At 43.5% G+C, this 16,705-nt stretch carries 16 protein-coding genes and 1 pseudogene; 8 read left to right on the forward strand and 9 right to left on the reverse strand.

Annotated features, from left to right (window positions below; all coding sequences use genetic code 11):
• Positions 1–815: 815 nt before the first annotated feature.
• The 6 genes from ACWA50_RS07620 to ACWA50_RS07645 form a co-directional block, all read right to left on the reverse strand.
• Positions 816–1,373 (reverse strand): hypothetical protein, encoded by a 558-nt coding sequence (locus ACWA50_RS07620; RefSeq protein WP_431051289.1) that lies wholly within the window; start codon positions 1,371–1,373, stop codon positions 816–818.
• Between the two features lie 52 nt (positions 1,374–1,425).
• Positions 1,426–1,782, reverse strand: a complete 357-nt coding sequence (locus ACWA50_RS07625) for a hypothetical protein (protein ID WP_449343089.1) — start codon at positions 1,780–1,782, stop codon at positions 1,426–1,428.
• Positions 1,783–1,801: 19 nt separating this feature from the next.
• A complete protein-coding gene (locus tag ACWA50_RS07630) occupies positions 1,802–2,278 on the reverse strand; it encodes a hypothetical protein (protein WP_431051291.1) in 477 nt (158 codons plus the stop codon).
• Positions 2,279–2,357: 79 nt separating this feature from the next.
• On the reverse strand, positions 2,358–3,416 hold the full coding sequence (locus ACWA50_RS07635) for a DUF1266 domain-containing protein (RefSeq protein WP_431051293.1): 1,059 nt from the start codon (positions 3,414–3,416) through the stop codon (positions 2,358–2,360).
• 76 nt (positions 3,417–3,492) lie between these two features.
• On the reverse strand, positions 3,493–3,780 hold the full coding sequence (locus ACWA50_RS07640) for a hypothetical protein (protein WP_431051295.1): 288 nt from the start codon (positions 3,778–3,780) through the stop codon (positions 3,493–3,495).
• 38 nt (positions 3,781–3,818) lie between these two features.
• Positions 3,819–4,145: a hypothetical protein gene (locus ACWA50_RS07645; RefSeq protein WP_431051297.1), complete on the reverse strand. Its 327-nt coding sequence runs from the start codon at positions 4,143–4,145 to the stop codon at positions 3,819–3,821.
• A gap of 60 nt (positions 4,146–4,205) precedes the next feature.
• Here ACWA50_RS07645 and ACWA50_RS07650 point away from each other — a divergent pair, with 60 nt between their 5' ends.
• From ACWA50_RS07650 to ACWA50_RS07670, 5 genes and pseudogenes are all read left to right on the forward strand, one after another.
• On the forward strand, positions 4,206–4,328 hold the full coding sequence (locus ACWA50_RS07650) for a hypothetical protein (protein ID WP_449343090.1): 123 nt from the start codon (positions 4,206–4,208) through the stop codon (positions 4,326–4,328).
• A 225-nt stretch (positions 4,329–4,553) separates the two neighbouring features.
• The gene (locus ACWA50_RS07655; RefSeq protein WP_431051299.1) at positions 4,554–5,507 is read left to right on the forward strand and encodes an ABC transporter permease; all 954 of its coding nucleotides are present in this window, start codon (positions 4,554–4,556) and stop codon (positions 5,505–5,507) included.
• Positions 5,500–6,447: an iron chelate uptake ABC transporter family permease subunit gene (locus ACWA50_RS07660; RefSeq protein ID WP_431051301.1), complete on the forward strand. Its 948-nt coding sequence runs from the start codon at positions 5,500–5,502 to the stop codon at positions 6,445–6,447. Before ACWA50_RS07655 ends, ACWA50_RS07660 begins: the two co-directional genes overlap by 8 nt.
• Positions 6,444–7,208, forward strand: a pseudogene (locus tag ACWA50_RS07665) (iron ABC transporter ATP-binding protein). The gene ACWA50_RS07660 and the pseudogene ACWA50_RS07665 overlap by 4 nt, the downstream one beginning before the upstream one ends.
• Positions 7,209–7,228: 20 nt before the next feature.
• Entirely contained in the window at positions 7,229–8,137 is a 909-nt protein-coding gene (locus ACWA50_RS07670) for a siderophore ABC transporter substrate-binding protein (protein ID WP_431051303.1), read from the forward strand.
• A 68-nt stretch (positions 8,138–8,205) separates the two neighbouring features.
• Here ACWA50_RS07670 and adk read toward each other — a convergent pair whose 3' ends face one another.
• Positions 8,206–8,850, reverse strand: coding sequence for an adenylate kinase (gene adk / locus ACWA50_RS07675; protein ID WP_431051305.1), 645 nt, complete (start codon positions 8,848–8,850; stop codon positions 8,206–8,208).
• A 225-nt stretch (positions 8,851–9,075) separates the two neighbouring features.
• On the opposite strand from adk, the gene pepT reads away from it, so the two are divergent.
• Complete coding sequence (gene pepT, locus ACWA50_RS07680) at positions 9,076–10,317, forward strand: peptidase T (RefSeq protein WP_431051307.1); 1,242 nt, start codon at positions 9,076–9,078, stop codon at positions 10,315–10,317.
• A 10-nt stretch (positions 10,318–10,327) separates the two neighbouring features.
• Positions 10,328–11,452 (forward strand): anhydro-N-acetylmuramic acid kinase, encoded by a 1,125-nt coding sequence (locus ACWA50_RS07685; protein ID WP_431051309.1) that lies wholly within the window; start codon positions 10,328–10,330, stop codon positions 11,450–11,452.
• A 262-nt stretch (positions 11,453–11,714) separates the two neighbouring features.
• On the opposite strand, the gene ACWA50_RS07690 is transcribed toward ACWA50_RS07685, so the two are convergent.
• On the reverse strand, positions 11,715–14,378 hold the full coding sequence (locus ACWA50_RS07690) for a PqiB family protein (RefSeq protein WP_431051311.1): 2,664 nt from the start codon (positions 14,376–14,378) through the stop codon (positions 11,715–11,717).
• On the reverse strand, positions 14,356–15,621 hold the full coding sequence (locus tag ACWA50_RS07695) for a PqiA/YebS family transporter subunit (protein WP_431054317.1): 1,266 nt from the start codon (positions 15,619–15,621) through the stop codon (positions 14,356–14,358). Before ACWA50_RS07695 ends, ACWA50_RS07690 begins: the two co-directional genes overlap by 23 nt.
• A 248-nt stretch (positions 15,622–15,869) precedes the next feature.
• Here ACWA50_RS07695 and proQ point away from each other — a divergent pair, with 248 nt between their 5' ends.
• A complete protein-coding gene (gene proQ / locus ACWA50_RS07700) occupies positions 15,870–16,607 on the forward strand; it encodes an RNA chaperone ProQ (protein WP_431051312.1) in 738 nt (245 codons plus the stop codon).
• The last annotated feature ends 98 nt before the right edge of the window (positions 16,608–16,705 follow it).

Raw genomic sequence — 16,705 nt, forward strand, 5'->3', positions numbered from 1 at the left:
ACGATAATAAATTTTTTTATCAATTCCTCACGAGTTTATAAAAGTGATAGTAATGCATTTATTTCTCCAATATACCATCAACCAAAAATTTGTATGATAATACAGACAAACCAATAAAAATGAATGTTAAGTATATTTTCCTTATGTTCTCTCTATATCTAAGTTTATTGAATGCAATTCTTATAACAATATTAATAGAAAGCAAGCAGAAAGAAGTTATGAAAATTAAAATGAGAAAAACAATTAAATAGAAATTCACTTTGTAGCTTGATTCATTTAAATAAGTTATCAAAACTAATAAAGTTGTAAAAATTAAAAATAACATCTTGTTTTTATAATGAAATTTGAATAGCATAGCCATAATTAGCATAAAACATAAAAATAATATCACTTAATGCTCCTGTTTTCTTTAAAAAGTAAATAGAGAAAAAGAACTTTGCTTAGCTCTAATGTGATGAGAAAGTAAAATGAATAAATGCTTACTAGATTAAAGAGCGATTTGAATGCGTAGATTGAATATGGAATAGAGGGTAGCAAACAGAAAATTCTAAGTGGAAGTTGGAACATGGCAAGATAAAATCCAAGCCATTTATCAGAGATGTAATAGTATATAGATAAAAATAATGATAAAAGTAAAATAGTGCTGGCGATAGGTAAAGTAATGGCTAAGCTACCCATCCTCTCCCATAATATAGATAAAGATAAAAGATCGCTATAAAAAGGGATTTTATTATCTTTGAAGGAATTCAAAAAATAAATGAATAAATAGAAAGTATCCAAAAGGGCAAGCATGGTGAGAATATATTTTTTCATACTTATTTACTTATCGGTTTAATCGTAGTTTTTAGGTATTTTTGATAAAATTGATAAAGTCCTATGAAATTAGTACCTTGTAGAATCATAATACTACAACACAAGCAAGCCCACGCACAAAACAATAATGCCATGCTTTTCATACGCCAAGAAAAAATAATAAAGACCAAAAATAAACTAATGAAAATCATCATACTGGTTAGAATTATTTTTATTCTATTTTTAAATTTATTATAAAATTCACGGGTGATAAAATTCTCTTCAATAGGAAGCGGTTTTATCTTGCTTATAACTCTTGTATAGAAAGTGTTAAACAAGATTGAGCAAAGTCCGATTACACTTAATGTTCCGACAGTCCAAAATATAAAATGATTATGAACTACCGTATTTAAAAAATTATCAACTTGTTTTAGAAAATAAAGTGAAATCACAACAGCAATATAATGCTTGCCGTTATTTAATTTGCTTAAACCAATATAACTACGATAGAATTTATCCGTATCAGAATTCCAGTAAGTCACATAGCCATTTTCTACTATTATTATGATGTGATTTTTCATATATGTAACTATTTAAAATTGAAATAACAGAATATAAAAACAACGATATTAATCAATGGATAACTCCTTTAACAAACATCATAAACAGAAAAAATAAAGTGAAAATATAAAAAATAGCAATAAAAATCCTTGTTCCGATTTCTTTGTTTTTCTCACTTATCCTCACTACTTTCATCATCAGCGGAGCCGCAACCATCAAGAATGTGTGTAAAAATAATAAAGCGAGCAACACTGTGATTGGATATATATCCTCTATCCGATTTTGAAAATACACACTATTCCGGCGTATGATCTCGACCGAAGCAAACAGCAGCAGCACCAAGATAAGCAATACAAGCCGTTTACGGTAAAAGTAACTGATTATCGATGCCGCAGCCCAAGCACAAAGAAAGTAAACTATCTCACTCATATTTATTGATTTCTCTAGGTTATTTTTCTCTTTCCTCAGCTCGTCGCTGTAGCTCTAGTCTGTTTTTTTCTGTTTTTTCTATAATTGCTCTCAGTCGTTCATTATTTTTTTGAACTTCAATATCTTGAAAAATATATTGTTTTTCAGATTGATAGACACGAAAAGCAAATAAGCTTAAGAGAAATATTACAATAAACCATACTCGATATCGCCCTTTGAGCTTAATCTCTTTGACCATTTGTTCGAGATAATAAGGCACAAAAGAAGACCAAAATGATTTTTTATCGAGTAATTTATTTCTGATTTCGAGTTGTTTAAAATAATCTTTCTCTTCATCATATTCCTTGGATTGTTTTAAAGCAATTACATGTTCAGTTGATTGGACGGATTGTAATCGGTATTTCTTCAAACAATTGCCACAATAGTACTGATTGTGTTTGATGAACAGTTGATTCAACACGCTCAGGCAATAAGGACAACGAATTTTATCTTGCATAATCATATCTATTAAAAACTCCCTAATGGGATTAAATAAAATAATGCCGACATTCTTTATATCGGCATTGAATAGTTCATTAGATAGCGGATTCTTGCTTGGCGTTATCGGTTAATTCTTTTTCGATAAGAGTGCGTAATATATCTAACGACGTGTCTTTTAATGGGCTGTTGGGTTCGGAAAATAGCTGATTGATAGCGGTTACACGTTCAGTGATATAACAATAAGTCGATTCGTCATAATTTGATGTCAAATTCCAATTTAAGAAGGTCACTAAATAAGAATAGCCGAGTTGTTCCCAACTTTCATAAGAGGTGGCAATAAATCGTGCTGCATTCCATAATGCGTTGCGTACGCTTTCTTCAGGGATATAGCCTAAAGTAAAACTTGAACGAGCAATATAAATAAAACGGATAATATCAAAACCGGCTGCATTAGTGTCTGTCTTGAAATTAACCGTTTTATAACCGAATTCCTGTACCGTTTTAGTATAAAGCACGCCTTTTTCAGAATCCAACAGATTATATTCTGCCGACTCTAAGGCGCTATGCCATAATGCGTCTATTTGCTCGAGTGCTGATGTTTTGCCGGTGATTCCCCAAGCATTTTCAAGAGGCACTTTTAAGCGATATTCCGCTTCTTTTTTGGTTAAATGGTGCATTCCCTCAATACTGTTAATAAATTGAGATCCTCCTCGTAGATCACCGTCTTTATCTAAACGGTAAGGGGGAATATAATTTGGGTTTTTAGCAAGTTCGCTTAAACTTTCTTTATCACCGATTAGTATTTGACTTGCTTCATAAAATGTGGAAGCTAAGAGTGCATACTCTTCTAATCCATTTTCAATTTTTACTTGTGGATTTTTATTGTTCAGCATGCCGAAAAAGCATTTTGACCGACTATTTTCTTTGGCGCTCAATATCCAAATGACACCCCAAAAGGTTTTCCAAGCAGCATATAAACAAAGAGCAGCGAATATACTGTAAAAAAACCAATGCGGTATATCAAAACCGAGTTTTTGTGAATAGAAGTCAAAATCAATCAACCCGTAAAAATACATAGCAAGTATGATAGCTACACCTATGAGTGGTTTGAAAGGGGCGAATTGTTTCCGATAAAGTTTGTTTTTTAAGCCCATAATATTTTCCTTAGGTCAAAATGGAAACGAGATAAGTAAGAAAAATCCCGCATAAATCGGGATTTTTCGTATCTTGCTATGAATTCGGTTTTTTATTATAGCTTGTACCAAATGCAATAAATCCGAGAATGCCGGCGAACCCTCCAAGATACATGGTTGTGTTACCCTCTCCTAAAACGAAAAAGAGGATAACTGTCGCAACAATTAAGCAACCCAAGGCAGCCAGCAATCCTTTAACAATATTGAATTTTTTATTCACGGTAGCTTGGCAGTGAGGGCAGGTTACTTCTTTGCGGTTGATGTTATTGAAGTTATTGATGAATCCCATTGATTTTTGGCAATTAGGGCAATTTAGATTTAACATGGTTTCCTCTTGTTTTAGGTTAGGTTATAGAATCAGGCTTACCAACAAAATTGTTGATCTGCATTATTTGCTTTTCGTTTGGCTCGAAATTCGGCAAGGTTTTTCGGATCTGCAAAATAAGCGTCTTGGTCTTTGAGTATATCGTCCAGTTCCTTTGCTGATTTTTTTAGGGCGGCTTGACGATCAGTATGCGGTGAAGGCAGTTCCTTCGAAAAGATTATTTGATAAGGATGTTCCCTTACCCAATTAATTGATTTTTGCTGAATTTCACGCTGTTTTTTGATATCGCAAAAAGCATAGGAGTTGATAAAACTACCTAACAGTTTAAGAAAACTGCCCATTGTTGTTCGGGTTTCAAAAAACATTTTATCCTTAATATCAACAACTTCCATTAAGGTGATATAGCGATAGCAAGGAAATTGTCATTGACAAATATTTTAATTAAATTCAATGTGTTGCCTTGCCTTGCCTTGCCTTGCCTTGCCTTGCCTTGCCTTGCCTTGCCTTGCCTTGCCTTGCCTATAAAAATTACCTTTATTTACAAATGAAAAATCGATCTCTATCCGCACGCCGAGCAAGGAAAAGGGCATAGCAACACATCACCGAAGTGCGGTTAGGCGGGGAGTGATCAGGCTTTAACCGCACTTTGTTTTTTATCTGCGCTAAATCTGTTTTATCAATTTAGCAAAACGGAATTGGCTATTTTTCATCAGCCTATAAAATAAAAAATCATTCTCATTTGATTAAAATTTGTTGGATTTTTAGCACCTGTTATGATCAAAAGACGTTATCTGATATGCCTGTTATTGGTGCTATCGTTGTTTTCTCTGTTCATCGGTGTCAGCAGCCTAACCTTAGACGGCTTGTTGGGTTTTGATAGCGAACAGTGGCGGATCTTCACGCTGAGCCGTGTACCGCGTTTAATCAGTATTTTAATTGCTGGGGCGGGTTTGTCGGTGTGCGGCTTGGTAATGCAACAGTTGTCACGCAACCGTTTTGTGTCGCCGACCACCGCCGGCACCATGGATTCGGCACGTTTCGGCATTTTGCTTGCGATTATTCTGTTTCCGACAGCTTCAATGCTGACCAAAACCGCAATTGCGATTGCGGCAGCCTTTGCCGGTACACTGGTTTTTATTACGATTCTCTCCAAGCTTAAATTCAAAGATGTGATTTTTGTGCCGCTGGTCGGGATTATGTTCGGCAATATTATCAGTGCGGTGACGATTTTTCTGGCGATGAAAGAAGATTTATTACAAAACATTGCCGGTTGGTTGCAGGGCGATTTTTCGTTGGTGATGAGCGGACGTTATGAAATGTTGTATTTTAGTATTCCTGCGTTGTTATTGGTTTATCTGTTCGCCAACCGTTTTGCGATTGTCGGCATGGGAGAATCCTTTGCGGTCAATTTGGGCTTGAATTTTAAGCAGGTGCAATACATCGGTTTGGCGATTGCGGCGGTGGTCACCTCGATTATTATCGTCTCGGTCGGGGTGATTCCGTTTTTAGGGTTGATTATTCCGAATATCGTCACCCTGTATTTGGGCGATAACCTGAAAAATGTGCTGTCGCATACCGCACTTTTAGGCGCGCTGTTTGTGTTAGCATGCGATATTATCGGGCGCGTAGTGATTTATCCCTATGAAATTGCGATTAATTTAATCGTCGGGGTGATTGGCAGCGGGATTTTCTTGCTCTTGTTGTTTAAGCGGTTCCGTCATGTCTAATCGAATTAAACTCTTATTATTGCTGGTGCTAAGTGCGGTTTGTATCGGGCTGTTTTTGGGATACAACCTGCCGAACCGCTGGCAGTATGCCCTGAATTACCGCTTGATTACGCTGGCGGCGATTGTGCTGACGGCGGTGGCGATTGCGGTTTCGAGCATGATTTTCCAAACCTTGGTGAATAACCGTATTCTCACGCCAAGTATTTTAGGTTTGGATTCGCTCTATATTTTAATCCAACTGACGATCATTTTTTCGTTTGGCTCGCTGACGCTGTTGCAACTTGATCCGCAACTGGATTTTTTGCTGTCGGGCGGGATTATGACGCTGTTTTCTCTCTCGTTTTATTATTTCCTGTTTAAACGCGAACGGGAAAATCTATTTTTCCTGTTGTTGGTCGGCATTATTTTCGGCACTTTTTTCCAAAGCGCCAGCACTTTTATGGAAGTGTTGATCGACCCGAATGAGTTCCAGATTGTACAGGACGCCAGTTTTGCCAGTTTCAATAAAGTGAATCGCGACATTTTATGGCTTGCCGCTGCGCTGCTGCTGGCGGTGTTAGCCTATGCGGCACGTTATCTGTATCAGTTGGATGTATTGGCGTTGGGGCGCGATCAGGCGATCAATCTCGGTTTGGATTACCGCGCGCTAAGCAAGCGGCTGCTGATTATCGTGGCGGTTTTGACCTCCATTGCCACCGCATTGGTCGGACCGATCACCTTTTTGGGTTTATTGGTTATGAATTTGGCATTTGAGTTTATGAAAAGCCACCACTACCGTGTGCTGATTCCGGCGGCGGTGCTGATTGCCATCGTCACCTTGGTCGGCGGACAATTTATTGTCTCGCAGTTATTGAATTTTAATGCCACGCTCAGTGTGATTATCAATTTTATCGGTGGTATTTATTTTATTTATTTGTTATTGCGGAGAAGTCAGGCATGAGTCTTGAAATACAACATATCAGTAAAAAATACGGTGATAAAATCATTTTGAATGATATTTCGCTCACCATTCCGCAGGGTAAAATCACCTCGTTTATCGGTCCGAACGGGGCGGGCAAAAGCACGTTGTTGGCGATCATCAGCCGTCTGCTCACCGCCGATAGCGGCAAAGTGCGGTTAAACGGCAAAGACATCAGTGACATTCCCAATCAATAAATTGCGCAACAGTTATCGATTTTAAAACAGAGCAACCATTTGGATTTGCGCCTGACGGTGGAAGATTTGGTGGCGTTCGGGCGTTTTCCGTATAGCAAAGGGCGGTTGCGTGCCGAAGATCAGCACTATATCGAACAAGCGCTGGACTATATGAATCTGCAAAAAATCCGTAAGGTGTTTATCAACGAACTGAGCGGCGGGCAGCGGCAGCGCACCTATATTGCGATGACGTTGGCGCAGGACACCGATTATATTTTGCTTGATGAACCCTTGAATAATCTGGACATGAAACATTCGGTGCAGATTATGAAAGTATTGCGCCAGCTGACCGATGAATTGGGCAAAACCGTCGTGATTGTGATCCACGATATTAATTTTGCTTCGTGTTATTCCGATTATATTGTCGCTTTGAAAAACGGCTGTTTGGTGCGGCAGGGCGAAGTCGGGCAGATTATGCAAACCGAAGCATTGCAACAAATTTATGGCATGCAGATTCCGATTCATACCATTGATGACAATAAAATTGCCGTTTTCTTTAGAAATTAACTTAACAAACAGGAGAATTTATGCGTAAAACATTTCGTCGTTTCGCCGTCACCCTATTGGCAACATTAACCGTTGCTGTGGCGCAGGCAGCAGATATTAAACTGGCGACGACCATTGGCGAGCTGGACGTACCGAAAGATCCGAAAAGCATTGCGATTTTTGATTTTCCGGCTTTGGATATTTTAGACACACTCGGCAGTGAAAACGTGGCCGCGGTGCCGAAATCCACGCCATTACCGATTTATCTGAAAAAATATGAAGATAAAAAATATGCGGATATTGGCGGCTTAATGGAACCGAATTTCGAGCGTCTGAATGAAGTGGAGCCGGCATTGACCATTATTTCCGCCCGCCAAAACCAATTGGTTGATCGTTTTAAAGAGATTTCGCCGATCTATTTCAGCGACATTAAATATTTGGAATTCTATCCGTCGTTCCAACAAAATGTGCGCAATATCGCACAAATTATCGGTAAAAGCGAACAAGCCGAAACCGAGTTAAAAACGATTGATCAAGATTTGGCAACGATTGCGGCAAAAGCCAAGGGCAAAAATGCGTTGGTGTTATTGGCGAACGAAAGTAATATCAGCACTTTTGGCCCGAATTCGCGCTACGGCATGATCTACCAGGATTACGGCTTCGCCCAAGCCGATCCGAATATCCAAGAATCCCGCCACGGCATGAAGGTCACCTTTGAATACGTATTGGATAAAAATCCGGATTATATCTTCGTGATTGACCGTACCGCAGCGATCACCAAAAAAGCCGGCAATGCGGAAAAGGTATTTGATAACGCGTTAATCAAAGGTTCGAAAGCCTATCAAAACGGCAATATTGTGTTCTTGGACTCGGTGAACTGGTATTTAGTGATGGGCGGCTTGCAGTCGATGAAAGCCATGAATCAGGAAATGCTGAAAGCGGTCGAGTGATTGGCGTTTAAAGAGTAAAAACCATGCCTAGGGCATGGTTTTTTAACAAATAGAACAATATTGGTAGCTTAGCCCAAAATCTCGGCTAATTTTTCACTCACCGTTTCAACGGCTTGCGTGCCGTCCAAACGGAAATATTGGGTGTTGCCGTTTTTCGCTTCGGTTTGGTAATAATCCACCAACGGTTTGGTGGTGTTGTGGTAGATACTTAAGCGATCCAACACGGTTTCCGGTTTGTCATCGGCGCGGATAATCAACTCTTCGCCGGTTACGTCGTCTTTGCCTTCTTCTTTCGGCGGGTTGTAAACCACATGATAAACCCGACCGGAAGCCGGGTGCACGCGGCGTCCGCTCATGCGCTCGACAATCACTTCGTCGGCAACGTCAAATTCCAACACGAAATCAATCGCAATATTCGCTTCTTTTAATGCGTCCGCCTGCGGAATGGTGCGTGGGAAGCCGTCCAGCAAAAAACCGTTGGCGGCGTCAGCTTGCGCCACACGTTCTTTCACCAAGGCAATAATCAGATCATCCGGCACTAATTTGCCCTCGTCCATTAATTGCTTGGCTTGTTTGCCTAACTCGCTGCCCGTCTTGATTGCTGCACGCAGCATATCGCCGGTGGAAATTTGCGGAATATTGTATTTGTTCATAATGAACTGGGCTTGTGTGCCTTTGCCCGCGCCCGGTGCGCCTAATAAAATGATTTTCATAATTACCTCTTAAATAAAACAACGCTATAACATACCTTTCTGGCGGTAGAAACTCAAGGTTTGATTGGTAATAATCTGGTTTTTGTGACATATTTCCATAAAAACGGCATAAAGTGCGGTTTGGATAAAATTAAGAAAAATTGTTATCGATCATGATTTTGTTTTATAAACCGACATACAATACAAGCGTAATTTAAATTTGATTGCACATTAGGGGATAAGAACATGTCGATACCATTTCAACAGCGTGAAAAATTACTGGAGCGTTTTTTCCACTATATTACCTTTGATACGCAATCAAAGCCGGACGCGCAAAAATCACCGAGTTCTATCGGGCAATTTCATTTGGCGGAACAGCTCGTTGAGGAGCTGGAATTATTAGGATTAAGCGAAATTAAACTCAGCCGCCACAGCGTGCTGACCGCACTTTTGCCTTCCAATTGCGGCAGCACCCGCACCATTGGTTTTATCACCCACCTCGACACTTCGCCGCAAATGAGCGGTAAAAACGTCAAAGCCGAGTTGATCCAAGAATATCGCGGCGGCGATATTGCATTAGGCAAAGGCGACGACTATATCAGCCCGGTCGATTACCATTTTCTACATCAACTGGTCGGGCAATCGTTAATCGTGACGGATGGCAATACCTTGCTGGGGGCGGATAATAAAGCCGGCATTGCGGAGATCATGACCGCACTTGAGCAACTGATCCACAGTAAAATTCCGCATGCCAATATCCGTATCGCCTTTACCCCGGATGAAGAAATCGGTTTAGGTATGGATTTTTTCCCATTGGCGGATTTTCAATGTGATTGGGCTTACACCATTGACGGCGGCGAGTTGGGCGAGTTGCAAGCGGAGAATTTTAATGCGGCGTCGGCGGAAATTCGGATTCAAGGGCATTCCGTCCACCCCGGCACAGCCAAGGGTAAATTAATTAATGCACTGGCATTGGCGTGCGATTTTCATCAGTGTTTGCCGAAAGAAGACGTGCCGGAAAAAACGGAGGCGCGCGAAGGTTTCTTCCATTTGGATAGTATTGAGGGCGATATCGAACAGGCGAAAATGCACTATTTAATTCGTGAGTTTGACACCGAACGCTTTACACAGCGAAAGCAGCAGTTTCGCCAATGGGCGGACGAATTTGCACGGAAACATCATCTGCAACAGCGTTTACAGTGCGACATTCGCGATCATTATCAGAATATGTATGAAGTCATCCGCCGCACGCCGCAAGCGTTGGCATTGGCAAAAAAAGCGATGAAAAATTGCGGCATTACGCCGTTGGAAAAACCGATTCGCGGCGGCACTGACGGCGCCAAATTGGCGGCAGTGGGCATTGCTTGTCCGAATATTTTCACCGGCGGCTATAATTTCCATAGTAAATATGAACTTGCCTGTGTGCAGAGTATGCAAAGTGCGGTTGATGTGATTGTCAATATTGCCGCCAATGCACAAAATATCTAATGAGGTGACCATGCAGCCGCAATATTATATCGGACTGATGTCCGGCACCAGTTTGGACGGGGTGGATTTGGCGTTGGTTGATTTTCAGCAACCGGATACACCGCACTTGCTTGCCGCCGATTTTATGCCAATGCCCGAGGAATTACGCAACCGGCTGTCGGCGTTGTTCAGCAGCGGACAAACCAGCTTGCAACAACTTGGCGAATTGGATCATCGTTTGGCGTTATTGTATGCCGAAGTAGTCAATCGGTTTGTGGCGGAACAGCAATTAGCCGCCGATCAGATTCAGGCGATCGGTTGCCACGGGCAAACCATTTGGCATTCGCCGGACAGTGAGTATCCGTTTACCATGCAAATCGGCGACGCTAATTTATTGGCGGCAAAAACCGGCATTAGCGTGGTGGCGGATTTCCGGCGCAAAGATATGGCATTCGGCGGACAGGGCGCGCCGTTAGTGCCGGCATTTCATCAGGCGATCTTCAGTGAAACGGATCGGATTAATGTGGTGTTGAATATCGGTGGGATCAGCAATATTTCCGTGTTAGTGCCGGGACAAACGGTGATTGGCTACGATACCGGGCCGGGTAATGCGTTATTGGATGTGTGGATTGAACGCCATCTAGGCAAGCGCTACGACAAAGACGGCGCATGGGCAAAGTGCGGTCAGGTCGATCAGGCACTGCTGGAGAGTTTGTTAGACGAACCGTTTTTCAGTTTGCCGCCGCCGAAAAGCACCGGACGCGAGTTATTTAATTTGGCTTGGCTGCAACAAAAAATGCAAGCGTTACCCGCCATTGCCGCCGAAGATGTGCAAGCGACCTTGCTTGAATTGACCGTGCAAAGTATCGTACGGCAATTACTGCCGATCGCGGCACAAGCAGGCTTGCCGTGCCGCTTACTGGTGTGTGGCGGCGGTGCAAGAAATCCGTTAATCATACAGCGCTTAACCGCACTTTTAACCGATTGGCAGGTGTTGACGACCACGGAAGTTGGCTTAAATGTCGACGATGTCGAAGCTGCGGCATTTGCTTGGCTTGCTTATCAACGCATGCACAATTTGGCAGGCAATCTGCCGAGCGTCACCGGGGCGCAAAGTGCGGTCTCGCTCGGGGCGATTTATCCGGCGGAGAGATGATTAAGGGTTTAAAAGCGTAAAAAAGTAAGGGCGGATTATATATTTCTCTCCCTCCGTATACGGAGGGAGGTGTCCGAAGGACGGAGGGAGGCATAAAGAATGTTAAAAATGAATATGTTGCATTTTCATATTCCCCCTCCCTCTCCATTTTTCTTGCGAAAAATGGTACTCCCTCCGCACGCGGAGGGAGAAGTCAGTTTGTCAACAATCTCGGGCGGATATCTAATCCGCCCCTACTATACCGGTAACTTTTATCAATAATCTAATACGCGCCCTGATTCCAGAATTTAGAATCCGGCGGCAATTGTTGTTGCAACAGGAAACGTTGTTTGGCTTTGGCGGCAGGTTGCACTACCGTACCGGACGGCGTGCCGAAGGTGATACCGCCTTTCAGGAATTGCTGCACGCTGCCGGTTTCGAATTCAAACCCTTGCAAACCAAAACCGAAACTGTAACCGGAGGTGATCCAAAATTGCGAATTTTGCCGCACCAAATGCTTATATTTATCACTGATAATAATATCGACCAACACCCGATCACCCAGTTCGTTCAACCGGATTTTTTGCACTAAGCCCACTTCTACCCCGCGGTATTGCACCGGTGAATCTTCACTTAAATTGAAGGCGCTGGAGGTTTCCAAAATCAGCGGCATACCGTTGGCAAATTTGGTGGCATTGCTCATTTCTTTAATCAGGCGGAAGGTCTTGCTGGTTTCGCCTTTGCCGACCTCTACGTCAATATATGGCTGCAATAAGCTGTCGATATTATCGATCGCACCGGCGGAAATGCGCGGCGAAATCAGTTTAAAGCGGCTGCCTTTTTTGCTGATCAGCGCATAGTAATTCGGTTGGATTAATGCCTTGCTGCGGATACGGTTATTTTTCTGATCGAGATCGATCGACACCACTTCACCGATAGTCACGCCCATATAGCGAATCGGCATGCCTTTGCTCAGATCGCGTGCGTCGGTTGAGGTTAGAATAATTTCATTGCCCGCCGAGCGCGCTGCAATTTCCGAGCTGTAGAGTTGCTTGCTGTTTGACGCCGCACCAAAATTTTCAAAGCTGATCGCGCCTTTTAAGGTGCGCATGACCGGTGCGGCTTGAATGGTCACGCCTTTCGGGCTGATGTCAACCTGCGCCGCACTCTCGCTCCAGAATTTACTGCGCGCAGTCAATAAATTACGATATTGATTGTTAATAAACACATCAATCTGAAAATCTTTATCGGTCGGGCGCACGGCGATGATTTGTCCGACCGGATATTGTTTATACAGCACCAGCGAGCCGCTTTCGATTCCCGGCAAGGCGGCGGAACTGAGGGTGATATTCGGTTGCAGGTTGTCTCCGGTGATCCCGGCGGCGGCATTGCTCAGATCCTTATACAGCGGATAAGCGGACAGCGGTTTGCCTTCGCCTTGGCGGTTGACGGCGACCCGAATTCCGCCTTGCAGCCAGCGTTCCGGGGCGGCGGCTTCAAACTGAATCCCGTCCACGCCGATATTGACATTTAAATTAGCAGCGGCGACAAATTTGGTATTGGCATAAATCAGATGGCGATATTCGCCGGCAATCGCAATTTTGAATTCGACCCCGTCCACCGAAACCTGCCGTTGTGCGATTTCACCGATACGAATGCCGTTATAAAAAATCCCTTGTCCGACATTGACATTATAGGTTTCCGGCGCAGATAGCTGGAGCACGAGGGTATCGGGCAGACTTAGCAATAATTCCGATTGGGTCAGTACAGTAAATTCGGTTTGTGGATCGCCACTGCCGGCGACAAGGGTGAAGAAAGGACCTGCCAGCAGTTTTTCCAAATTGCTCAGGTCATCTGTCGCCAAACTGTTTTCGTTAATGGTGATCTTACTGCCGCTGCGCAACAGATTGCGCATATTGTCATTGACTAATAATTTGCCTTGCACGGTATTGTTGATTTCGCCCTCAAGATTGACATTGAGTGCCGACAGCGTGCCGATTTTGAAACCTTGATAATAGAGCGGCGTGGTATTGACTTTTAAACCGCGGATATTCGGCAGGGTAATATCGACTTCAATCCCGCGCTGTGCCGATTTCTCGTCTTTAAACAGCATATAACTTTCGCCGCTGACCGCACTTGGGCTGTCGTCCGGCGAGTCAAAGGAAACGCCACCGATCACCAACGAGGTCAAGCTGTCCATATCGACGGAAATCCCGCTCAGACTGATGTCGGTTTGCAAGCCGCTGCTGTTCCAAAAGCGGGAATCCTTTTTGACTAAATGGGCGTAGGATTTTTGGATCACCACATCAATTTCCACTTTTTGAAGCGCTTCTTTAAAACGGTAATCGGAAATCGAACCGACCGGAATTTTACGATAAGTGACGGACGCGCCTGCCGAAATCGAGCCTAAATTATCGGCTAACAGATGGACTAAAATATCACCTTCGTCCATTTGCGCCATCGGACCTTCCGATTCGGCGACAAATTCATCGGCACTGTCGCCGTCGCCCGGCGCAAGGGTGATATAGTTGCCGGAAACCAACGCATCCAAACCGGAAATCCCGGCAAGCGAGGCGCTCGGCTGCACCAACCAGAATTTGGTGTTCTCGCGTAATACGGCTTTCGCTTCCGGATTAATGCTGGCGGTGACGCGGATCTGTTTCAGATCTTCGGTAAATTGAACCTTTCTGACCACCCCGATTTGCAGCCCTTGATAGCGCACCGGCGTTTTATCGGCACTAATTCCCGCACCATTGGTGAAATAAATGGTAATGCTTTCGCCTTGTTCGTCCAAAATTTTGGCAAACAGGGTCAAACCGATAATCAGGGCGACAATCGGCAGTAACCAGAACGGCGAGATACTTTTTAAACGTTTCAGCGTGGCATTGTGTACTTTTTCCGGCTTAAATCCGGCTGCGGGCGGATTATTTGGCGTGTTGCTTGTCATATAATTTCCAAAGTAAACGGCTGTCAAATTGCTCGGCGGCAATCATGGTAAGAAAAACGGCGGCGCCGAAATAAAAGGCGGCGGGGCCGACTGAAAAATTAATCAATTGTCCGCGTGTCACCAACGACATCATCAGTGAGAGCACGAACAAGTCCAACATTGACCAACGTCCAACAAAATGCACCAAATGCAGCAACTTCATTTTTTTATGAATATTGCCGATTTTTTTGCGTTGTACGCTGATTAATAGATAAATCATAGCGAAAATTTTGCTGAACGGCACAAAAATACTGGCGGTAAACACCACGAAAGCCACGAAATAGCTGCCCATGCCGACGAACGTGATGACCCCGGAAATCAGGGTGTCGCCACTCGGTACGCCGTTAAGGTAAACATAAGAAATCGGCAGCAAATTTGCCGGAATCAGCATAATAATGCCGGCAATCAACGCCGCCCAAGTGCGCTGTAATTTGGCATTGTCATCAATATCCAACAGCGATTCGCAGCGCGGACAATACAGCCGCCCTTTGCTGTCGCGCGTACCATGCGCTTCGGCAAAGGTGTAGTTACATTGGTGGCAATGTTTGAGTGTCGTTTTTTCCTCTTCGTTCTTGGTCGGATAGCCGAATTGCGGATAAAATTCGTTCCATAAGGCAAGCGGATTAATCTTGATAAACAACAACGTGGTTAAAAGTGCGGTAAACACGAAAGCCAAAAAATAAATATCAATCGTCAGCGTGGCGTATTCGCGCACTTTAAACGCGGCGACACCCAAGCTGACCAGATAGACATCCAACATCACCCAAGGTTTGATATAACCCAGCATTAACAGCAGATTACGCGGACGATGCCGAAAGCGTTTGGCGATCCATAAAAACAGCACCAAACTGGCAAAACAGAGCGGCATGATAATCGCGCACAGCAACACCATAAAGGCGGTGTAAATATCATTGTTAGTGGCGATTTTCCATGCGCCTTCCCACACCGAGGCATAAACCGGCACGCCGAGCAATTCGATGCTGAGCAGCGGAAAGGTGAATGCAAACGGCATTAAAATCAGAATCGAGAGTGCAATGATTGCACAACGACGCAAACTCCAGCGATTGCCGGAGCGTAATTCGGCGCCGCATTGCGGGCAACAGGCAACCTGCCGTGAATGTAAACGCGGCACGCTGACCAGCGTATCGCATTCGTCACAGCGCAGTAAATGCTGTTGGCTGACTCGGGATAAGATTTTAATAATAACCGTTCCTGTAAAAATTGTGTTAATGGTCAATTATAATATAAAGCGGAATTGATGACTATAGCCGTGCCGGAAAGGAAAAACGGTGTAAATTCGAGAAAACAACGGGTTGTTATGCCAAATCACATGATTAAATGTTGTCAAGCAATCAAAAATTAAGCTAGACTATGCCCCTATCGACTTAGTTTCTTGCCGCGCATATCGGCTCGGCAAAAATTTGATAATACGATTCAGGAAGTAATAATTTCATGTCAGAACAACAAGTAGAACAACAGTTGGAACAACAACCAGTACAACAACAGCCTGAGTTACAAAAATTAGGCAACAGCAAAGAAGTGATTGCTTATCTTGCAGAAAAATTTCCGCTTTGTTTTAGTTTGGAAGGGGAAGCCAAACCGCTAAAAATCGGTATTTTTCAAGATTTGGCAACCGCACTTGAAGGTGATGAACGGGTCAGCAAAACCCAGCTGCGTCAAGCGTTGCGTCAATATACCTCTAACTGGCGTTATCTGCACGGCTGCAAGTTAGGTGCGGTGCGGGTCGATTTGGACGGTAATGCAAGCGGCGTATTAGAACAAGAACATGCCGATCATGCCGCCGAACAATTACAGCAAGCGAAAGCCAAAGTTGCGGAACGCAAAGCGCAAATGCGTGCGGCGTTAAAAGCCAAACAGGCGGATAAAAACGATAAAACGGAAAATGCGAGCAAAAAAACGGCAGCTAAAAAGGCGCAACGCCGTCCGGCTAAAGTCCATGTGAAGCACGAAAAAACTACCGGTGATAGCAACAAAGTGCGTAAACCCGAATTGAAATTGACGCCGATCAGTGTCGAAGGGTTGCAAAAAGGGCAAGCGGTGAAGGTAAAACTGGCGGAAAAAGCCAACTCGGCAACCGTGATCGAGGTGATGAAAGATTCTGTCAGAGTGCAGCTGCAAAGCGGCATGACCTTGAATGTGGCATTTGAACACTTATACCATGCAGAATAGCTTATTCGTATTTGTCGGCTAATCACATAAACATCGCGCTTGAGCAAAGTGCGGTGTTTTATTTATTTCGGGCTTCGGCTAACTACTAAACGTTTCTT

Source organism: Testudinibacter sp. P17/SS/0325, from assembly GCF_053570765.1.

What these genes read in the sequence shown, in the direction of transcription:
- ACWA50_RS07620 (WP_431051289.1), bottom strand. Translation starts at nt 1,373, where the DNA reads ATGAAAAATCACATCATAATAATAGTAGAAAATGGCTATGTGACTTAC.
- ACWA50_RS07625 (WP_449343089.1), bottom strand. Translation starts at nt 1,782, where the DNA reads ATGAGTGAGATAGTTTACTTTCTTTGTGCTTGGGCTGCGGCATCGATA.
- ACWA50_RS07630 (WP_431051291.1), bottom strand. Translation starts at nt 2,278, where the DNA reads ATGCAAGATAAAATTCGTTGTCCTTATTGCCTGAGCGTGTTGAATCAA.
- ACWA50_RS07635 (WP_431051293.1), bottom strand. Translation starts at nt 3,416, where the DNA reads ATGGGCTTAAAAAACAAACTTTATCGGAAACAATTCGCCCCTTTCAAA.
- ACWA50_RS07640 (WP_431051295.1), bottom strand. Translation starts at nt 3,780, where the DNA reads ATGTTAAATCTAAATTGCCCTAATTGCCAAAAATCAATGGGATTCATC.
- ACWA50_RS07645 (WP_431051297.1), bottom strand. Translation starts at nt 4,145, where the DNA reads ATGTTTTTTGAAACCCGAACAACAATGGGCAGTTTTCTTAAACTGTTA.
- ACWA50_RS07655 (WP_431051299.1), top strand. Translation starts at nt 4,554, where the DNA reads ATGATCAAAAGACGTTATCTGATATGCCTGTTATTGGTGCTATCGTTG.
- ACWA50_RS07660 (WP_431051301.1), top strand. Translation starts at nt 5,500, where the DNA reads ATGTCTAATCGAATTAAACTCTTATTATTGCTGGTGCTAAGTGCGGTT.
- ACWA50_RS07670 (WP_431051303.1), top strand. Translation starts at nt 7,229, where the DNA reads ATGCGTAAAACATTTCGTCGTTTCGCCGTCACCCTATTGGCAACATTA.
- adk (WP_431051305.1), bottom strand. Translation starts at nt 8,850, where the DNA reads ATGAAAATCATTTTATTAGGCGCACCGGGCGCGGGCAAAGGCACACAA.
- pepT (WP_431051307.1), top strand. Translation starts at nt 9,076, where the DNA reads ATGTCGATACCATTTCAACAGCGTGAAAAATTACTGGAGCGTTTTTTC.
- ACWA50_RS07685 (WP_431051309.1), top strand. Translation starts at nt 10,328, where the DNA reads ATGCAGCCGCAATATTATATCGGACTGATGTCCGGCACCAGTTTGGAC.
- ACWA50_RS07690 (WP_431051311.1), bottom strand. Translation starts at nt 14,378, where the DNA reads ATGACAAGCAACACGCCAAATAATCCGCCCGCAGCCGGATTTAAGCCG.
- proQ (WP_431051312.1), top strand. Translation starts at nt 15,870, where the DNA reads ATGTCAGAACAACAAGTAGAACAACAGTTGGAACAACAACCAGTACAA.